The following is a 16681-nucleotide window of genomic DNA, read 5'->3' as shown; positions in this document are numbered from 1 at the left end:
GCGGGCCGCCCCGGGGATGCGGGCCCGCCCGATCACGGGAAAGGCGGGAATCACCGGGGCACGCCCGCAATCACAGGGTGCGCAACAGCACCGCCGGCGCTTCCACGCAGTCCGCCACGTAGCGCAGGAAGCCGCCGGCCGTTCCGCCGTCGCACACCCGGTGGTCGAAGGTGAGCGAGAGCTGGACGACCTGGCGCACCGCCAGCTCGCCCTCGTGCACCCACGGCTTGGGGATGATGCGGCCGACACCGAGCATGGCCGCCTCGGGGTGGTTGATGATCGGCGTGGAGCCGTCGACTCCGAACACCCCGTAGTTGTTCAGGGTGAAGGTGCCGCCGGTCAGGTCGGCGGGGGTGAGACGGCCGTCCCGGGCCGCCTCGGTGAGCCGGGTGAACTCCGCGGTGAGTCCCTCGGCGTCCCGGGCGTGCGCGTCGCGGACGACGGGCACGACGAGTCCCCGCTCGGTCTGCGCGGCGAAGCCGAGGTGGACGTGGTCGAACTGGACGACCTCCCGGGCCGCCAGGTCGACGGTGGAGTTGAGCTCGGGGAAGCGGGCCAGCGCCGCGGTGCAGATACGGGCGAGCAGGGCCAGAAGGGAGATCTTCGGTCCGCCGGACGCGTTCATCGCTGCCCGGGCACGCATCAGTTCCGTCGCGTCGGCGTCCACCCAGCAGGTCGCGTCGGGGATCTCGCGCCGGCTGCGGGAGAGCTTGTCGGCGACGGCGCCGCGAACGCCCTTGAGGGGGACACGCCGGCTTCCGGTGGGAGCGGAGGACCCGGGCGACGACTGTGCCGCCTGTTCCCGGGGGACGGCCCCCCGCAGCACGTTCTCCACGTCCGCCCGCAGGATCAGCCCTTCGGGCCCGGAGCCCGTGAGCTCCCGCAGGTCCAGATTGTTCTCCCGGGCGAGTCTGCGCACCAGGGGGGAGATCACGGGGACGGGGCCGGCGGAGCGGTCGGTCGCCCCGGCCGGGGGGACCGGGAGAACCGGGGCCGCCGGTGCGAGCGCGGCGGGCACGGCGGACGCGACTGGCGCAGCTGGCGCGGCGGCGGGCACGGAAGCGGCGGGTTCCGGTCGCGCCGACCGGATCCGGCGCCTGCGCGCGGGCGCCTCCGAGGTGCCGTAACCGACGAGCACGTTGCCGGACCCCTCGGCACCCTTGGCGGGAACGTCCGGGCCGCCGGAGACCGGCGCGCCGACCGCGACCGTGATCAGCGGGGCGCCGACGGGCAGTTCGGTGCCCTCCTCGCCGAAGCGGGCGGTGACCACACCGCCGTAGGGGCAGGGCACCTCGACCATCGCCTTGGCCGTCTCGACCTCGACGACCGGCTGGTCGACCGCGACGACATCACCGACCTGGACCAGCCAGCGGACGATCTCCGCCTCGGTGAGTCCCTCCCCGAGGTCGGGGAGCTTGAACTCCAGCACCTGTGCCATCAGTTGTCCGCCTCCCACTGCAACCGCGCCACGGCGTCCAGGATGCGGTCGACGCCGGGCAGGTGGTGGCGCTCCAGCATCGGCGGCGGATACGGGAGGTCGAAGCCTGCGACGCGCAGCACCGGTGCCTCCAGGTGGTGGAAGCAGCGCTCCGTGACGCGTGCCGCGATCTCCCCGCCCGGGCCGCCGAAGGAGCCCGACTCGTGGACGACGACCGCGCGGCCGGTCCGCCGCACCGAGGCGCAGACCGTCTCGTCGTCGAAGGGCACCAGGGAGCGCAGGTCGAGCACCTCGAGGTCCCAGCCCTCGGCGCGCGCCGCCTCGGCGGCTTCGAGGCAGACCGGCACCGACGGCCCGTAGGTGATCAGTGTGGCGCTCCGGCCCGTGCGCCGCACCACCGCGCGGCCGATCGGTTCGACACTCTGCGGTTCCTCCGGGTTCCAGGAGTCCTTGGACCAGTACAGACGCTTGGGTTCGAGGACGACTACCGGGTCGTCGGAGGCGATGGCTGCGCGCAGCAGTCCGTAGGCGTCGGCGACCGTGGCGGGCGTGACGACGTGGAGGCCCGGGGTCGCCATGTAGTACGCCTCGGAGGAGTCGCTGTGATGCTCGACGCCTCCGATGCCGCCGCCGTAGGGCACCCGGACGGTGATCGGCAGGGGCATACGGCCGCGGGTGCGGTTGCGCATGCGGGCGACATGGCTGATGAGCTGCTCGAACGCCGGGTAGGCGAAGGCGTCGAACTGCATCTCCACGACCGGCCGCAGTCCGTACATCGCCATGCCGACGGCCGTGCCGAGGATGCCCGCCTCGGCGAGCGGGGTGTCCGTGCAGCGGTCCTCGCCGAACTCCGCGGCGAGCCCGTCGGTGACCCGGAAGACGCCGCCGAGGGTGCCCACGTCCTCGCCCAGGACGTGCACGGACGGGTCGGCTGCCATCGCGTCCCGCAGTGCGCGGGTGAGTGCCTGCGCCATGGTGGCGGGCTTGAGGGCGACGGTGGTCATCGGTGCGTACCCTCCTGGTCGGCGTGCTCGGCCTCGAGCTCCGCCCGCAGCAGGGCCCGCTGTTCCCGCAGTTGGGGGGTGGGTTCGGCGTACACGTGGGCGAACAGGTCCATGGGGTCGAGGACCGCGTCCTGGTTCATACGGGCGCGCAGGTCGGCGGCCATCGCCTCGGCGGCGTCCCGCGCGGACTGCTTCGCGTCCTCGTCGAGCAGCCCGCGCGCGGTGAGTTCGCGCTCCAGCAGCAGGATCGGGTCGTGTTCGCGCCAGGTCTCGACCTCGGCGTCGCCGCGGTAGCGGGTGGCGTCGTCGGCGTTGGTGTGCGCCTCGATGCGGTAGGTCACCGCCTCCACGAGGGTGGGGCCGCCCCCCTCGCGCGCGTGCCGTACGGCGTCGGTCAGCACCTCGTGCACGGCGGCCGCGTCGTTGCCGTCGACCAGGCGGCCCGGCATGCCGTACCCGACGGCCTTGTGGGCCAGAGAGGGGGCGGCGGTCTGCTTGGCGAGCGGTACGGAGATCGCGAAGCCGTTGTTCTGCACGAGGAAGACGACCGGGGCCTGCCAGACGGCGGCGAAGTTCAGCGCCTCGTGGAAGTCGCCCTCGCTGGTGCCGCCGTCGCCGACCATGGCGAGCGCGACCACGTCGTCGCCCTTGAGGCGGGCGGCGTGTGCGAGGCCCACGGCGTGCGGGAGCTGGGTGGCGAGCGGGGTGCTCAGCGGCGCCACACGGTGCTCGTAGGGGTCGTAGCCGGTGTGCCAGTCGCCGCGCAGCAGCGTGAGGGCCTCGATGGGGTCCACACCGCGCGCGACGACGGCGAGGGTGTCGCGGTAGCTGGGGAAGAGCCAGTCCCGCTCCTGGAGGGCGAGCGCGGCGGCGACCTCGCAGGCTTCCTGGCCGGTGCTGGACGGGTAGACGGCGAGTCTGCCCTGCTTGGTGAGGGCGGTGGCCTGCACGTTGTAGCGGCGGCCGCGCACCAGCTGGGCGTACAGCCGGCGCAGCAGCTCCGGGTCGGCCTGCGCGGCCGCGTCGGTGCCGAGGACGCGGTACGGCTCCGCGTCGGGCAGCAGCGGCGCGGGGTCGGTACGGGGCTGCCAGGCCGGCGGCGGAGTCGGCCGGTACGCGCCCCGCTGTTCCATGACCGTCATGACGGCACCTCCTCGTGGGGAGCGGCTACGGGAGGCGCGTCGGTTGTGATGCGCCTCACCTACCGATTGTTCGGTCGTCGGCACATTTTGGCTACAGGGCCCCTCAGGCTGTGGACAAACGGTTCTCCACAACCTGAGATGGGTGCAGTACGTCCATGGCAGGGAGGCAGGGGGACATGGCACCTGAACAAATGGCCGAAGGACCGGAGAACGGCGCCGCGCCGCTGCCGGGCAGTCCTTCGCCACGGACCGGTGCCCCCTTGCCGATCAGCACCCCGCCGCCTGGCGGTGCCCCGCTGCCGCCACCGCGTCCGCTGGACGCCATCGATCAGGACATCCTCCAGATGCTCCAGGCGGACGGCCGCGCCTCGATACGGTCGGTCGCCGAGCGGGTCCACGTCTCGCGCGCCAACGCCTACGCGCGGATCAACCGGCTCATCGAGGACGGCGTCATCCGCGGTTTCGGCGCCCGTGTCGACCACGAGCGCGCCGGGCAGGGCACGAGCGCCTACATCACGCTGACGATCGTGCAGAACTCCTGGCGGACGGTGCGCGAGCAGCTCAGACTGCTGCCCGGCGCCTCCCACATCGCACTCGTCGGAGGCGATTTCGACGTGCTGCTCCTGGTGCACACACCGGACAACAGGGCGCTGCGCGAGGTGGTGCTCACCCGACTCCAGGCGATCCCCGAGGTGCTCAGCACGCGCACGCTGCTGGTGTTCGAGGAGGAGGACCTGGAGCCGCAGGGGTGAGCCCTACGGGGCCGTGCGCAGCCCCTCGAGGACCAACCGCACGACGGCGTCGGCGACCTCGCTCTCGACCATCCCGCGGCCGCCCGGCCGGTACCACTCGACGATCGAGTTGATCATCCCGAAGACCAGCCGGGTCGCGAGCCGAACCTCGATGTCGGCGCGTATGTCCCCTTCGGCGGCGGCCGCCTTCAGCAGTTCGGCGACCCGGTGGTCGAAGTCGCGGCGCCGCTCCAGGGCCCACCGCTCGGTGTCGGTGTTGCCGCGCACGCGCAGCAGCAGTGTCACGTACGGCAGTTCGCCGATGAGCACCTCGACCATGCGCCGCACGACGTACTCCAGGCGCTCCGAGGCGTGCCCCACGCGCGCGTGCTCCTCCTCGAGGATCCCGAAGAGGCCGTCCAGGGCCCGGCTGACGGCCCGCCGCAGCAGTTCCTCCTTGCCGGCGACATGGTGGTAGATCGACGACTTGGAGATGCCGGCCGCCTTGGAGAGGTGCTCCATGGAGGTGCCGTCGTAGCCGCGTTCGTTGAAGATCTGGACGGCGACGGAGAGCAGGGTCTCCGGGGTGTACGTGTCGCGCTTGGCGGTGGTCACGAGGCGCCCTCCCGCTTCTCGGTGGCGTAGGAGTGCCGGTAGAGCGCGAGAGACGGCGCGTAGCGGCCCGAGGGGTCGCGCTCGTGCAGGTCGTCCAGGAGGGAGCAGGCCCAGGTACGGCCCAGCCGGCGGCTCCACTCGAAGGGGCCGAGGGGGTAGTTCACGCCCAGGCGCATCGCGGTGTCGATGTCCTCCTCGGTGGCCACGCCCTTGGCCACGGCGTCGTGCGCGAGGTCGACGATCCGCGCGACCGTACGGGCGACGATCATGCCCGGGACGTCACCGATGACGCTGACGTCCTTGCCGAGCGCCTGGAACAGGCCGATCGCCTCGGACATCGTCTGCGTGGAGGTGTCCTGGGAGGCGGAAAGGGCGATGCGGGTGGCCTTGCGGTAGTCCAGGGCGAGGTCGAAGTAGACGACGTCCCGGAACTCCACGGAGGTCTGGCCGTCGGCGAGGGCGAGCTGGCCGCCGCCGGGCAGCACCAGGCGGGTGCCGTGGTCCTCCTCCTCCTCGCGCACCTGGATGCCCGCCTCGCGGATCAGCGCGAGCAGTTCGGAGGCGGGACCCAGGTTGCCCTCGGTGACGACGTACGCGGGCGGCTGGGCCTTCTCCGCGGTGTGCGGTTCGGCCGCCTCCGCGGCCCCGGTCCCGGCGGAGTAGTCGTACCAGCCCTGGCCGGTCTTGCGGCCGAGGCGGCCCGACTCGACCAGCCGGCGCTGGGCGAGCGAGGGCGTGAAGCGCACGTCCTGGAAGAAGGACCGCCACACGGAGTGCGTGACCGACTCGTTGACGTCCTGTCCGATCAGGTCGGTCAGCTCGAAGGCGCCCATCCTGAAGCCGCCCGACTCGCGCAGGACCGCGTCGATGGTGGCCGGGTCGGCGCCCTGCGCCTCGTAGACGGCGAACGCCTCGGCGTAGAAGGGCCGCGCGATGCGGTTGACGATGAAGCCGGGGGTGTCGGCGCAGGCGACCGGCGTCTTGCCCCAGGAGCGGGCGGTCTCGTACGCGCGCGTGGCCGACGTGACGTCGGTGGCGTACCCGGAGACGACCTCGACCAGCGGCAGCAGCGGCGCGGGGTTGAAGAAGTGCAGGCCCACCAGGCGGCCCGGGTTGCGCAGGGCGCCCCCGACGGCGGTCACCGACAGGGACGAGGTGTTGGTGGCGAGCAGACAGTCCTCGCCGACGACGTCCTCCAGCTGCCGGAACAGCTCCTGCTTGGCCTCCAGGAGCTCCACCACGGCCTCGACGACCAGGGAGCAGTCGGCGAGGTCGCTGAGGCTCTCCGCGGGCCACAGGCGGGCACGTGCCTCGTCCCGGTCGGTGGCGGCGAGGCGGTCCTTCTCGACGAGCCGGTCCAGGCGGGCGCCGATCGCGGCGGCCGCCTCGTGGGCGCGGCCGGGCACGGTGTCGTACAGCCGCACCGGGTGGCCGGCGACGAGCGCGACCTGGGCGATGCCCTGGCCCATGGTGCCGGTGCCGACGACGGCCACGGGGCTGCTGAGGTCGAGTGCTGTCATGTGCGCGATCCTCCCGCACTGGGTTTTCCACAGATGCGGCAGGCCCCCTTGTCCCGACCGATCGTTCGGTTACTCTAACTCTGACTGGCTGATCCTGCCCAGGTTTCCGCCAGGTCATGAGCTCGACGGAGAGTTCTCAAGACGAGGAGTTGGTCCCGCATGGCCGCCGCCGAACCGACCGCGCACGCTCTGATCGCCCAGCACCGGCCCACCCTCGACCAGGCCCTGGAAGCGATCCGCACCCGCGCGTACTGGTCCCCGCACCCCGAACACCCCAAGGCCTACGGGGAGAACGGCAGCCTGGACGCCACGGCCGGCAAGGCCGCCTTCGACGCCGTTCTGCACACCCGCCTCGACCTCGGCCAGCCCGGCACCGACGACTGGGTGGGCGGCGAGGTCTCGCCGTACGGCGTCGAACTGGGCGTGACCTACCCGCACGCGGACGTGGACACGCTGCTGCCCGCCATGAGGGCCGGACAGGGCGCCTGGCGGGACGCGGGCCCGGAAGTGCGCGCGGTGGTCTGTCTGGAGATCCTCAAGCGGATCAGCGACCGGACGCACGAGTTCGCGCACGCGGTCATGCACACCTCCGGCCAGGCCTTCATGATGGCGTTCCAGGCAGGCGGCCCGCACGCGCAGGACCGCGGCCTGGAGGCGGTGGCGTACGCGTACGCGGAGCAGGTCCGCACGCCCGGCACGGCGGAGTGGAGCAAGCCCCAGGGCAAGCGCGACCCGCTCGCGCTCACCAAGCGCTTCACCCCGGTCCCGCGCGGGATCGCCCTGCTCATCGGCTGCAACACCTTCCCGACGTGGAACGGCTACCCGGGCCTGTTCGCCTCCCTGGCCACCGGCAACGCCGTCCTGGTCAAGCCCCACCCGCGCGCGGTGCTGCCGCTCGCGCTGACCGTGGGCGTCGCCCGCAAGGTGCTCGCCGAGGCCGGCTTCGACCCGAACCTGGTCGCGCTGGCCGCCGAACGCCCCGGTGAGGGCATCGCCAAGACCCTGGCCACCCGCCCCGAGATCAGGATCGTCGACTACACCGGCTCGACCGCCTTCGGCGACTGGCTGGAGGCCAACGCCCGCCAGGCGCAGGTCTACACCGAGAAGGCCGGCGTCAACACGGTGATCGTGGAGTCCACGGCGAACTACAAGGGCATGCTCGCCAACCTGGCGTTCTCGCTCTCGCTGTACAGCGGCCAGATGTGCACGACCCCGCAGAACCTGCTGATCCCCCGCGACGGCATCCGCACCGACGAGGGCGCGAAGACCTTCGACGAGGTCGTCGCCGACCTCGCCCGCTCGGTCGACGGCCTGCTCGGCGACGACGCGCGCGCGAACGCGCTGCTCGGCGCGATCGTCAACCCGGACGTCAAGGCCCGCCTGGAGGCCGCCGCGGGCCTCGGTGAGGTCGCCCTCGCCTCCCGCGAGGTGAGCAACCCGGAGTTCCCGGACGCGATCGTGCGCACCCCGGTGCTCGTCAAGCTCGACGGGGCGCGGAAGTACTGGGAGGGGGCGGACGACGAGGCCGCCTACATGGGCGAGTGCTTCGGCCCGGTCTCCTTCGCCGTCGCCGTCGACTCCGCGTCCGACGCGGTCGCCCTGCTGCGGCGCACGGTGCGCGAGAAGGGCGCGATGACGGTCGGGGCGTACACCACCGACGAAGAGGTCGAGCAGGCGATCGAGGAGGTCTGCCTGGAGGAGGCCGCCCAGCTGTCCCTCAACCTCACCGGCGGGGTCTACGTCAACCAGACGGCCGCGTTCTCCGACTTCCACGGCTCGGGCGGCAACCCGGCGGCCAACGCGGCCCTCACCGACGGCGCGTTCGTCGCGAACCGCTTCCGGGTGGTGGAGGTCCGCAGGGACGCCTAGGGGACATGCGGTGCGCCCCCGGTGGCGCTCCAGTGGTACAGCGTCATGGCCACACTGGTCGCGAGGTTGTAGCTGGAGACCTGGGGGCGCATCGGCAGGGCGAGAAGGTGGCCGGCACGCGCGCGCAGCTCGGCCGAGAGCCCGCTGCGCTCCGACCCGAAGGCCAGGAGGGCGTCGTCCGGCAGCTTGACGCCCCGCAGGTCGTCCCCCTCGGGATCGAGGGCGAACACCGGGCCGGCCGGCAGCTCGTCGACGGCCAGCCGCTCCACGGCGGTCGCGAAGTGCAGCCCCGCCCCGCCGCGCACCACGGTCGGATGCCAGGGGTCGAGCGTGCCGGTGGTGACCACCCCGGTGGCCCCGAAACCGGCGGCCAGCCGGATCACCGCGCCCGCGTTGCCGAGGTTGCGCGGGTTGTCCAGGACCACGACGGGAGTGGCGCGTGGCGCGTGCCCCAGCCGCTCCAGGTTGGCCTCGCGGGAGGGCCGTACGGCCAGGGCGGCGACCGCGGTGGGATGCGGGCGCGGCACCAGGGAGGTGTACGTCGCCTCCGGGACCTCCGTCAGGAGCGCGTCCAGCGCGTCGCGCACGTCCGGGGCGAGTTCGTCGGCGAGGGCGAGCGTCGCCCGCCGGTCGGCGGTGACCGCCACCGGGACCTCGGCTCCGAAGCGCACGGCGTGCTTGAGGGCGTGGAAGCCGTCGAGCAGGACGCAGGCGGCGGCGAGCCGGCGCCACCGGCCGAGCGGGTCGGAGCCGGCGGTCACGGGGTCGGTCATGCGGTGAACCCTACGTGGGTGTGCCCGGGGTTCTCCTGGGCCCGCGGCTCCTCCGGGGCGGCCTTGCGTCCGCCGTCGGGGAACAGCCCTCCACGCGCGCGTGCCGCCCATCCGCCCACCCGGTGCAGGAAGGTGGTCGGCAGGAAGACCGCGTCCGTCGCGATCATCGCCAGCGAGAAGAACGGCAGCCCGAGCAGCACGGCGATCACCGCGTGCTCCGTCATCATCAGCGCCAGCAGGACGTTCTTCAGCCGCCGGTTGGCGAGCGTGAACGGGAAGGCGACCTGCACGATGACGGTCCCGTAGGTGGCCAGCAGAACCATCGTGCCGCTGCCGGCCAGCAGGTCGGCGAGCGCGGGCCAGGGCGAGAAGTAGTCCAGGTGCAGGGGGTAGTACGCGGCGGTGCCGTCCTGCCAGCGCGAACCCTGGATCTTGTACCAGCCGGCCGTCGCGTAGATCAGACAGGCCTCGGCCATGATCACGACGAGGGCGCCGTTGTGCAGGATGTTGCCGATCACGTCGAGCAGGACCCGGGGCTCCGCAGACTTCGTGCGGCGGCCGACGGCCCACCAAAGACCCTGCACGGCCCACGCCGCCCACAGGAGCGCCGGAATGGTCCAGGCGCTGTGGAAACGGCCCGCCACGGTCACCGTGAGCAGGACGGACCCGGCCACGGCCCACAGGACGGGGCCCACCCGGTCCGTGACCCGCTCCCCACGCGCGCGTGCCTCGTGCGCGAGCCGTGCCCGCCGCGCGTCCAGCGACCACACCCGGCCGCACCGCACGAACACCAGGTAGATCGACATCAGGTGCAGGACGTTGTCCCCGCCGTCCCCCATGAAGACGCTGCGGTTCTGGAGCGACAGCACGCCGACCATGAACAGCACCGACATCGCGCGGGTGCGCCAGCCGAGGAGCAGCAGCGCGGCGGAGAGCAGCGCGAGCAGGTACACCGCCTCGAACCAGCCCCGCCCGTCCGACCACATCAGGGCCGTGAACGCGCCGTTGGTGTCGATCAGCTGCCGGGCCAGCTCCCAGTCCCAGGGGCCGTCGGGGCCGTAGAGCTCCTGGCGGTGGGGGAACTCGCGCAGCAGGAACAGCAGCCAGGTGGCGCTGAAGCCGATCCGGACCACGGCGCTCTGGTACGGCGCGAGCGCCGACTCGGTGACGCGGGCGATGGCGGCGGACACCGTCAGGGAGAAGCGGTTCACCTCGTGCCTCCCTCGGTCTCGCCGTCCGGCACGGACCACCAGGACAGCTCGCGGTACACCGGGCTCATCGACACCTTCTCGGTGCTCCACTTCGGCGGGGTCACGTTGGTGGTCTGCGAACGGACCTGGATGCGCTCGACGACACCGCCGTCACCGGCCGTGCCGCCGCGCTCCAGACGGAGCACCACGATGTGGCGCAGGTACGTCTCGGAGAGGGCTCCGCGCAGGCCGACGGGGCGGTTGTTGTTGTCGTGCGTGGCGGTGAAGAAGTCCCAGGCGCGGCGCAGTTCGTTCTGCTGGGTGTGACTCGGCAGCAGATTGCCGTCGATGGCCCGGCCGTCCTGCGCCGACAGGTCGTACCAGCCGGTGGTCCGGGACCCGCCGTCCGCGGTACGGACCTGGGCACGGACCTGGACGGCGATGTTCTGCTGCAGCGGGTTCGGCGCGAAGAGTTTCCAGTTCTGCTCGAACTCGGGGTAGATCCAGTCGTCGATCGCCTTGCCGTGCGCCTTGGTGACGGTGTTCGACGGGGCGACGTGCAGGAAGACCATCCCGACGTGCACACAGACGGCCACCGCGACGCCGGCCAGCGCCAGCGCGGCGCCGACCTGATAGCGGGGGGAGAGCGCGGCCACACCGGTCCGGGCTTCCGGCCGCCGAGGCTCACTCACGACACCGGCGGGCTCGGCCCGAGGAACAGGGTCCGCGTCTGCGGGCTCGGCCCGAGAAGAAGGCTCCGGGTCCGCGGGCTCGGCCCGGGAGGCAGCAGGTCCAGAGCTCGAAAGTTCGGCTCGGGGGCGGGGAACGGCGTCCCGGGCGGGCGGCGTCTCCGCCTCCGCCTCCCTTGACGTGTTCGGCCCCTTTGGAGAGCCGGCCCCTCCGTCGTGCACGTCCATTCCGCCCCGTTCCCCGATACCGGTCGTCTTCGCGCTGCGTCGCGCAATCGCGAACGGTACTCAGCCTCACCCGTTCGGCGCAGCCCCCTCCCCGCGACACCTGGGCCGGGAAAGGCCGGGGCAGGTTGTCCACAGGGGATGCCCGCAGGTTATCCACAGCGGTTGACACCTTACGACGGCCGTTCCACCATGGAATCGCACGGACCGAACGATCGGTCGGGAGAAGGCTCGGGCAGAGCCGAGGCCGAGGCACCGAGCCGAGGCCCAAGGTCAAGGGGGACCGCATGGCGACAGCAGCCGCGCACCAGACGGCCCGCACACAGCCGCACGCCGGGCAGGACAGCGGGACCGGCGCCGACGAGGCGTACACGCGCGTCTTCGACGCCACCGTGGCCGCGGACGAACGCATCGAGCCACGCGACTGGATGCCCGACGCCTACCGCGCGACGCTGGTACGCCAGATCGCCCAGCATGCCCACTCCGAGATCATCGGCATGCAGCCGGAGGCCAACTGGATCACCCGCGCGCCCTCCCTGCGCCGCAAGGCCATCCTCATGGCGAAGGTCCAGGACGAGGCGGGCCACGGGCTCTATCTGTACAGCGCGGCCGAAACGCTCGGCGCCAGCCGTGAGGAACTGCTCGACAAGCTTCACTCCGGCCGCCAGAAGTACTCCTCGATCTTCAACTACCCCACGCTGACCTGGGCGGACGTCGGCGCGATCGGCTGGCTGGTGGACGGCGCCGCGATCACCAACCAGGTGCCCCTGTGCCGCTGCTCCTACGGCCCGTACGCCCGCGCGATGGTCCGCGTCTGCAAGGAGGAGTCCTTCCACCAGCGCCAGGGGTACGAGCTGCTGCTGGCCCTCAGCCGAGGCACCCCGGAGCAGCACGCGATGGCGCAGGACGCGGTGGACCGCTGGTGGTGGCCGTCACTGATGATGTTCGGCCCGCCCGACGACGAGTCCGCGCACTCCGCTCAGTCGATGGCCTGGAAGATCAAGCGCCACTCGAACGACGAACTGCGCCGGCGCTTCGTCGACATCTGTGTCCCGCAGGCGGCCTCGCTCGGCCTCACGCTCCCCGACCCGGACCTGAAGTGGAACGAGGAGCGGGGGCACCACGACTTCGGAGCCATCGACTGGACCGAGTTCAAGGAGGTCCTCAAGGGCAACGGCCCCTGCAACGAGCAGCGGATGACACAACGCAGGCGTGCCCACGAAGAGGGCGCGTGGGTACGAGAGGCAGCCGCCGTCTACGCGGCCAAACACAGCTCTGGGACGGAAGTGGAGCAGGCATGACGAACACCGACTGGCCCCTGTGGGAGGTCTTCGTGCGCTCCCGGCGCGGCCTCTCCCACACCCACGCCGGCAGCCTGCACGCGCCGGACGCCGAGTTCGCCCTGCGCAACGCGCGCGATCTGTACACCCGGCGTGGCGAAGGCGTCTCGATCTGGGTCGTGCCGTCCTCCGCGGTCACGGCCTCCTCGCCGGACGAGAAGGACCCGTTCTTCGAACCGGCCGCCGACAAGCCGTACCGGCACCCGACGTTCTACGAGATCCCGGAGGGGGTGAAGCACCTGTGACCACGACGACGCACACCCACACCGCCGCCCTCGCCCTCGGCGACGACGCCCTGGTGCTCTCCCACCGCCTGGGGGAGTGGATGGGCCACGCGCCCGTGCTCGAGGAGGAGGTCGCCCTCGCCAACATCGCGCTCGACCTGCTGGGCCAGGCCCGGATCCTGCTGTCGATGGCCGGCGACGAGGACGAGTTGGCGTACCTGCGCGAGGAACGCGCCTTCCGCAACCTCCAGTTGGTCGAGCAGCCAAACGGTGACTTCGCCCACACCATCGTCCGCCAGCTGTACTTCTCCACCTACCAGCACCTGCTGTACGCGCGGCTGGCGGCCGTGGAGGGCCCGTTCGCGGGACTGGCGGCGAAAGCGGTCAAGGAGGTCGCCTACCACCGCGACCACGCCGAACAGTGGACGCTGCGGCTCGGCGACGGCACCGAGGAGAGTCACCACCGGACGCAGCGGGCCTGCACGGCACTGTGGCGGTTCACCGGAGAGATGTTCCGCCCCCTGGACGGCCTCGACCTCGACCGGGCGGAGCTGGACTCGGCCTGGCTGGAGTCGGTGCGCAGCGTGCTGGGGCGGGCAGGCCTGGCCGTGCCCGAGGGATCGCGCACCGGAGCCTGGCGCGCCGGCGCGGGCCGCGAGGGCCTGCACACCGAGTCCTTCGGCCGGATGCTCGCCGAGATGCAGCACCTGCACCGCAGTCACCCGGGCGCGTCATGGTGACGCCCACCCCGCTGGAGGCGGAACTCCTCGAGGTCGCCGGTTCGGTTCTCGACCCCGAACTGCCCGTGGTCACCCTTCGGGAACTCGGCGTGCTGCGCGCGGTGCACGTACGCCACGCGGACGCCGTCGAGGTCGAGCTGACCCCCACCTACACCGGTTGCCCGGCGGTGGAGGCGATGTCCCTGGACATCGAACGGGCGCTGCACTCACACGGGGTGCGGGAGGTCACCGTGCGCACGGTGCTGTCCCCCGCCTGGTCCACCGACGACATCTCCGCCGAAGGGCGCCGCAAACTTCGGGAGTTCGGCATCGCACCGCCACGCGTGCGAAGGGCGGCCGACCCGGTCGGCGTCACCCTGGGCCCCACCCGGACCCTGCCCCCGAAGCCCACGGCTACCGGAACGGCGACCGGGGCGGCGACCCAGGCGGCGACCGGAACAGGGGCATACGCAGCCATGGATAGAGCCACAGCCGCGGACACCGCCGCGGACACGGGCGTGGCCTTGGAGCCGATCCGCTGCCCGCACTGCGGCTCCGCCGACACCGAGCTGCTCAGCCGCTTCTCCTCCACCGCCTGCAAGGCGCTGCGACGCTGCCTCGCCTGCCGTGAACCCTTCGACCACTTCAAGGAGTTGTGATGGCCCGCTTCCACCCGCTCCAGGTGGCCGCGGTGGACCACCTGACCGACGACTCCGTCACCCTCACGCTCACGGTCCCCGACGCGCTGCGCGAGGAGTACCGGCATGCCCCCGGCCAGCATCTCGCCCTGCGCCGCGTGGTCGACGGGACCGAGGTCAGGCGGACGTACTCGATCTGCTCGCCCGCCCCCGGTCCCGACGGCGCGGGTCCCCGCACGCTGCGAGTGGGCGTGCGGCTGGTCGAGGGCGGGGCCTTCTCGACGTACGCGCTGAAGGAGATCGCCGTCGGCGACGAGTTGGACGTGATGACGCCGGCCGGCCGGTTCACCCTCGCTCCCGCGCCCGGCCGGTACGCGGCGATCGTCGGCGGCAGCGGGATCACGCCGGTGCTGTCGATCGTCTCGACGCTGCTGGCCCGCGAGCCCGCGGCCCGGTTCTGCCTCATCCGCAGCGACCGGACGGCCGCCTCGACGATGTTCCTGGAGGAGGTCGCCGACCTCAAGGACAGGTACCCCGAGCGGTTCCAGCTGGTGACCGTGCTCTCCCGGGAGGAACAGCAGGCCGGGCTGCCGTCCGGCCGACTGGACCGGGAGCGGCTGACCGGGCTGCTGCCGTCGCTGCTGCCGGTGGCGGAGGTGGCGGGATGGTTCCTGTGCGGGCCGTTCGGACTCGTCCAGGGCGCGGAGCAGGCGCTGCGGGAGATCGGGGTCGCGCGGTCCCGGATCCACGAGGAGATCTTCCACGTGGAGGTCACGGCGCCCTCGGCGCCCGTGGCGGCCCCCGCCCACAGCACCGTGACCGCCCGGCTCGACGGCCGGGGCGGCAGCTGGCCCGTGCGGGACGGGGAGTCGGTCCTGGAGACGGTGCTGCGCAACCGGCCGGACGCGCCCTACGCCTGCAAGGGCGGGGTCTGCGGAACCTGCCGGGCCTTCCTGGTCTCGGGCGAGGTGCGCATGGACCGCAACTTCGCGCTGGAACCGGAGGAGACGGACTCCGGGTATGTGCTGGCCTGCCAGTCGCATCCGCTGACGGAGGCGGTGGAGGTGGACTTCGACCGCTGAGGAGCGCGGTGCGAGGGGGCGACCGGCTGTTTCCGCCTTACCGACCGAATCCGCCGTACCGACCGTTCCCCTCCCACCGACCGTTCCCCGCTCCCCAACCGTTCCCCTCCCACCGACCGTTCCCCGCTCCCCAACCGTTCCCCTCCCACCGACCGTTCCCCGCTCACCGACCGTTCCCCTCCCACCGACCGTTCCCTTCTTCTAGAACCTGTTCTATCTTGACGCTCCGTCAGATCAGCTGACCCGTCGGGAGGACAAGCCGTGGACTTCACCTTCACCGAGGAGCAGCAGGCAGCGGCGGAGGCGGCGCGGGGGGTGTTCGCCGGGGTCGCCCCCGACGACGTTCCGAGCCCCGCGCTCACCAGGGGTGCCGTGGCCGACGACTTCGACCGCGCGCTGTGGGCCAGGCTCGCCTCGGCGGACCTGCTGAGCCTGCTGCTGGACGAGGAGTTCGGCGGGGCAGGCCTCGACGCGATCGCGCTCTGTCTGGTGCTGCGCGAGGCGTCGAAGGTGCTGGCACGGGTACCGCTGCTGGAGAGCAGCGCGGCCGTGGCCGCCCTACAGGCCTACGGAGGGACGGAGTTGAAGTCGTCCCTGCTCGCTCGGGCCGGCCGGGGTGAGATCGTGCTCACCGTCGCCGCGAACGGCCGCACCGGCCACGATCCGGCCGAACTCGCCGTGACCGCACGGCAGGAGGACGGCACGGCCGAGCGAAGCGGCCCAGGGGGGTCGGACGGCTGCGAGTGGGTGCTGGACGGGGTGCAGACGGTGGTGCCGTGGGCGTACGACGCCGACTTCGTGGTCGTACCGGCGCACACCGGGGACGACCGGAGCGTCCTCGCCGTCGTCGCACGCGGACACGAAGGGGTCGTGCTCGCCGAGCAGATCTCCACGACCGGTGAGCGGCTCGGCGAACTGCGCCTCGATTCGGCGAAGATCCCCGACCGGGACGTCATCACCGCCGACGGCGCCTGGGAGTGGCTGCGCGCCCTGCTGACCACGGGGACCTGCGCGCAGGCGCTCGGTCTGGGCGAGCGCGTACTGGCGATGACAAGCGAGTACGCCGGCAAGCGGGAGCAGTTCGGACACCCCATCGCCAGTTTCCAGGCCGTCGCCGTACAGGCAGCCGACCGCTACATCGACCTGCGCGCGATGGAGGTCACGCTGTGGCAGGCCGCGTGGCGGATCGCCTCCGGGACGCCGGGCGCACTGCCTGCCTCCGGGGATGTCGCCGTGGCCAAGATCTGGGCCTCGGAAGGCGTACGGCGGGTGGTGCAGACCGCCCAGCATCTGCACGGAGGCTTCGGCGCCGACGTCGACTACCCGCTGCACCGGTACCACGCCTGGGCCAAGCACCTGGAACTGTCGCTCGGTCCGGCCGCGGCACACGAGGAGGCCCTGGGCGACCTGCTGGCCGCCCACCCCCTCGTCTGACACCCGCCCCGGCGAGACGAACCGGCCGACCCGACGCGGCGACCACCC

16 protein-coding genes are annotated in these 16681 nt (G+C 72.2%); 8 read left to right on the top strand and 8 right to left on the bottom strand.

Annotated elements, in window-relative coordinates; genetic code table 11:
• Window positions 1-70: 70 nt before the first annotated feature.
• The 3 genes from ACFWBD_RS24255 to pdhA are packed head-to-tail and all read right to left on the bottom strand — an operon-like array spanning window position 71 to window position 3584.
• Window positions 71-1438: a dihydrolipoamide acetyltransferase family protein gene (locus ACFWBD_RS24255; protein WP_385670370.1), complete on the bottom strand. Its 1368-nt coding sequence runs from the start codon at window positions 1436-1438 to the stop codon at window positions 71-73.
• Window positions 1438-2442: an alpha-ketoacid dehydrogenase subunit beta gene (locus tag ACFWBD_RS24250; protein ID WP_385670367.1), complete on the bottom strand. Its 1005-nt coding sequence runs from the start codon at window positions 2440-2442 to the stop codon at window positions 1438-1440. Before ACFWBD_RS24250 ends, ACFWBD_RS24255 begins: the two co-directional genes overlap by 1 nt.
• On the bottom strand, window positions 2439-3584 hold the full coding sequence (gene pdhA / locus ACFWBD_RS24245) for a pyruvate dehydrogenase (acetyl-transferring) E1 component subunit alpha (protein WP_385670364.1): 1146 nt from the start codon (window positions 3582-3584) through the stop codon (window positions 2439-2441). Before pdhA ends, ACFWBD_RS24250 begins: the two co-directional genes overlap by 4 nt.
• A gap of 176 nt (window positions 3585-3760) precedes the next feature.
• Between pdhA and ACFWBD_RS24240 the strand changes: the two genes are divergently transcribed.
• Entirely contained in the window at window positions 3761-4336 is a 576-nt protein-coding gene (locus tag ACFWBD_RS24240) for an Lrp/AsnC family transcriptional regulator (RefSeq protein WP_385670361.1), read from the top strand.
• A gap of 3 nt (window positions 4337-4339) precedes the next feature.
• On the opposite strand, the gene ACFWBD_RS24235 is transcribed toward ACFWBD_RS24240, so the two are convergent.
• Entirely contained in the window at window positions 4340-4930 is a 591-nt protein-coding gene (locus tag ACFWBD_RS24235) for a TetR/AcrR family transcriptional regulator (protein WP_385565161.1), read from the bottom strand.
• A complete protein-coding gene (locus tag ACFWBD_RS24230; protein WP_385670358.1) occupies window positions 4927-6450 on the bottom strand; it encodes a 3-hydroxyacyl-CoA dehydrogenase in 1524 nt (507 codons plus the stop codon). Before ACFWBD_RS24230 ends, ACFWBD_RS24235 begins: the two co-directional genes overlap by 4 nt.
• Window positions 6451-6609: 159 nt before the next feature.
• Between ACFWBD_RS24230 and paaN the strand changes: the two genes are divergently transcribed.
• Window positions 6610-8319 (top strand): phenylacetic acid degradation protein PaaN, encoded by a 1710-nt coding sequence (paaN, locus tag ACFWBD_RS24225; protein ID WP_385670354.1) that lies wholly within the window; start codon window positions 6610-6612, stop codon window positions 8317-8319.
• On the opposite strand, the gene ACFWBD_RS24220 is transcribed toward paaN, so the two are convergent.
• From ACFWBD_RS24220 to ACFWBD_RS24210, 3 genes are read right to left on the bottom strand one after another with little or no spacing between them, the layout of a single operon-like run.
• Window positions 8316-9092: a TrmH family RNA methyltransferase gene (locus tag ACFWBD_RS24220; protein ID WP_385670351.1), complete on the bottom strand. Its 777-nt coding sequence runs from the start codon at window positions 9090-9092 to the stop codon at window positions 8316-8318. The genes paaN and ACFWBD_RS24220 overlap by 4 nt on opposite strands.
• Complete coding sequence (locus ACFWBD_RS24215) at window positions 9089-10303, bottom strand: HTTM domain-containing protein (RefSeq protein WP_385670348.1); 1215 nt, start codon at window positions 10301-10303, stop codon at window positions 9089-9091. Before ACFWBD_RS24215 ends, ACFWBD_RS24220 begins: the two co-directional genes overlap by 4 nt.
• Complete coding sequence (locus ACFWBD_RS24210) at window positions 10300-11199, bottom strand: DUF5819 family protein (protein ID WP_385670345.1); 900 nt, start codon at window positions 11197-11199, stop codon at window positions 10300-10302. Before ACFWBD_RS24210 ends, ACFWBD_RS24215 begins: the two co-directional genes overlap by 4 nt.
• Before the next feature lie 284 nt (window positions 11200-11483).
• Here ACFWBD_RS24210 and paaA point away from each other — a divergent pair, with 284 nt between their 5' ends.
• From paaA to ACFWBD_RS24180, 6 genes are all read left to right on the top strand, one after another.
• Window positions 11484-12497 carry a 1,2-phenylacetyl-CoA epoxidase subunit PaaA gene (gene paaA / locus ACFWBD_RS24205; protein ID WP_385670342.1) on the top strand — a complete coding sequence of 338 codons (1014 nt, stop codon included), beginning with the start codon at window positions 11484-11486 and terminating at the stop codon, window positions 12495-12497.
• On the top strand, window positions 12494-12781 hold the full coding sequence (gene paaB, locus ACFWBD_RS24200; protein WP_319337667.1) for a 1,2-phenylacetyl-CoA epoxidase subunit PaaB: 288 nt from the start codon (window positions 12494-12496) through the stop codon (window positions 12779-12781). Before paaA ends, paaB begins: the two co-directional genes overlap by 4 nt.
• Window positions 12778-13500 carry a 1,2-phenylacetyl-CoA epoxidase subunit PaaC gene (paaC, locus tag ACFWBD_RS24195; RefSeq protein ID WP_385670339.1) on the top strand — a complete coding sequence of 241 codons (723 nt, stop codon included), beginning with the start codon at window positions 12778-12780 and terminating at the stop codon, window positions 13498-13500. The genes paaB and paaC overlap by 4 nt, the downstream gene beginning before the upstream one ends.
• Complete coding sequence (gene paaD, locus ACFWBD_RS24190) at window positions 13494-14138, top strand: 1,2-phenylacetyl-CoA epoxidase subunit PaaD (RefSeq protein WP_385670336.1); 645 nt, start codon at window positions 13494-13496, stop codon at window positions 14136-14138. The genes paaC and paaD overlap by 7 nt, the downstream gene beginning before the upstream one ends.
• Window positions 14138-15199: a 2Fe-2S iron-sulfur cluster-binding protein gene (locus ACFWBD_RS24185; RefSeq protein ID WP_385670333.1), complete on the top strand. Its 1062-nt coding sequence runs from the start codon at window positions 14138-14140 to the stop codon at window positions 15197-15199. The genes paaD and ACFWBD_RS24185 overlap by 1 nt, the downstream gene beginning before the upstream one ends.
• Window positions 15200-15460: 261 nt before the next feature.
• Window positions 15461-16633 (top strand): acyl-CoA dehydrogenase family protein, encoded by a 1173-nt coding sequence (locus tag ACFWBD_RS24180; protein ID WP_385670330.1) that lies wholly within the window; start codon window positions 15461-15463, stop codon window positions 16631-16633.
• The last annotated feature ends 48 nt before the right edge of the window (window positions 16634-16681 follow it).

The organism is Streptomyces sp. NPDC060002 (assembly GCF_042737245.1).
GTDB lineage: Bacteria > Actinomycetota > Actinomycetes > Streptomycetales > Streptomycetaceae > Streptomyces.
Note: the sequence above shows the minus strand (reverse complement) of the source record. Positions and strands in the feature narration are given on the sequence as shown.

Coding starts and splice junctions, on each gene's coding strand:
- ACFWBD_RS24255 (WP_385670370.1), bottom strand. CDS start 1,438: ATGGCACAGGTGCTGGAGTTCAAGCTCCCCGACCTCGGGGAGGGACTC.
- ACFWBD_RS24250 (WP_385670367.1), bottom strand. CDS start 2,442: ATGACCACCGTCGCCCTCAAGCCCGCCACCATGGCGCAGGCACTCACC.
- pdhA (WP_385670364.1), bottom strand. CDS start 3,584: ATGACGGTCATGGAACAGCGGGGCGCGTACCGGCCGACTCCGCCGCCG.
- ACFWBD_RS24240 (WP_385670361.1), top strand. CDS start 3,761: ATGGCACCTGAACAAATGGCCGAAGGACCGGAGAACGGCGCCGCGCCG.
- ACFWBD_RS24230 (WP_385670358.1), bottom strand. CDS start 6,450: ATGACAGCACTCGACCTCAGCAGCCCCGTGGCCGTCGTCGGCACCGGC.
- paaN (WP_385670354.1), top strand. CDS start 6,610: ATGGCCGCCGCCGAACCGACCGCGCACGCTCTGATCGCCCAGCACCGG.
- ACFWBD_RS24220 (WP_385670351.1), bottom strand. CDS start 9,092: ATGACCGACCCCGTGACCGCCGGCTCCGACCCGCTCGGCCGGTGGCGC.
- ACFWBD_RS24210 (WP_385670345.1), bottom strand. CDS start 11,199: ATGGACGTGCACGACGGAGGGGCCGGCTCTCCAAAGGGGCCGAACACG.
- paaA (WP_385670342.1), top strand. CDS start 11,484: ATGGCGACAGCAGCCGCGCACCAGACGGCCCGCACACAGCCGCACGCC.
- paaB (WP_319337667.1), top strand. CDS start 12,494: ATGACGAACACCGACTGGCCCCTGTGGGAGGTCTTCGTGCGCTCCCGG.
- paaD (WP_385670336.1), top strand. CDS start 13,494: ATGGTGACGCCCACCCCGCTGGAGGCGGAACTCCTCGAGGTCGCCGGT.
- ACFWBD_RS24185 (WP_385670333.1), top strand. CDS start 14,138: ATGGCCCGCTTCCACCCGCTCCAGGTGGCCGCGGTGGACCACCTGACC.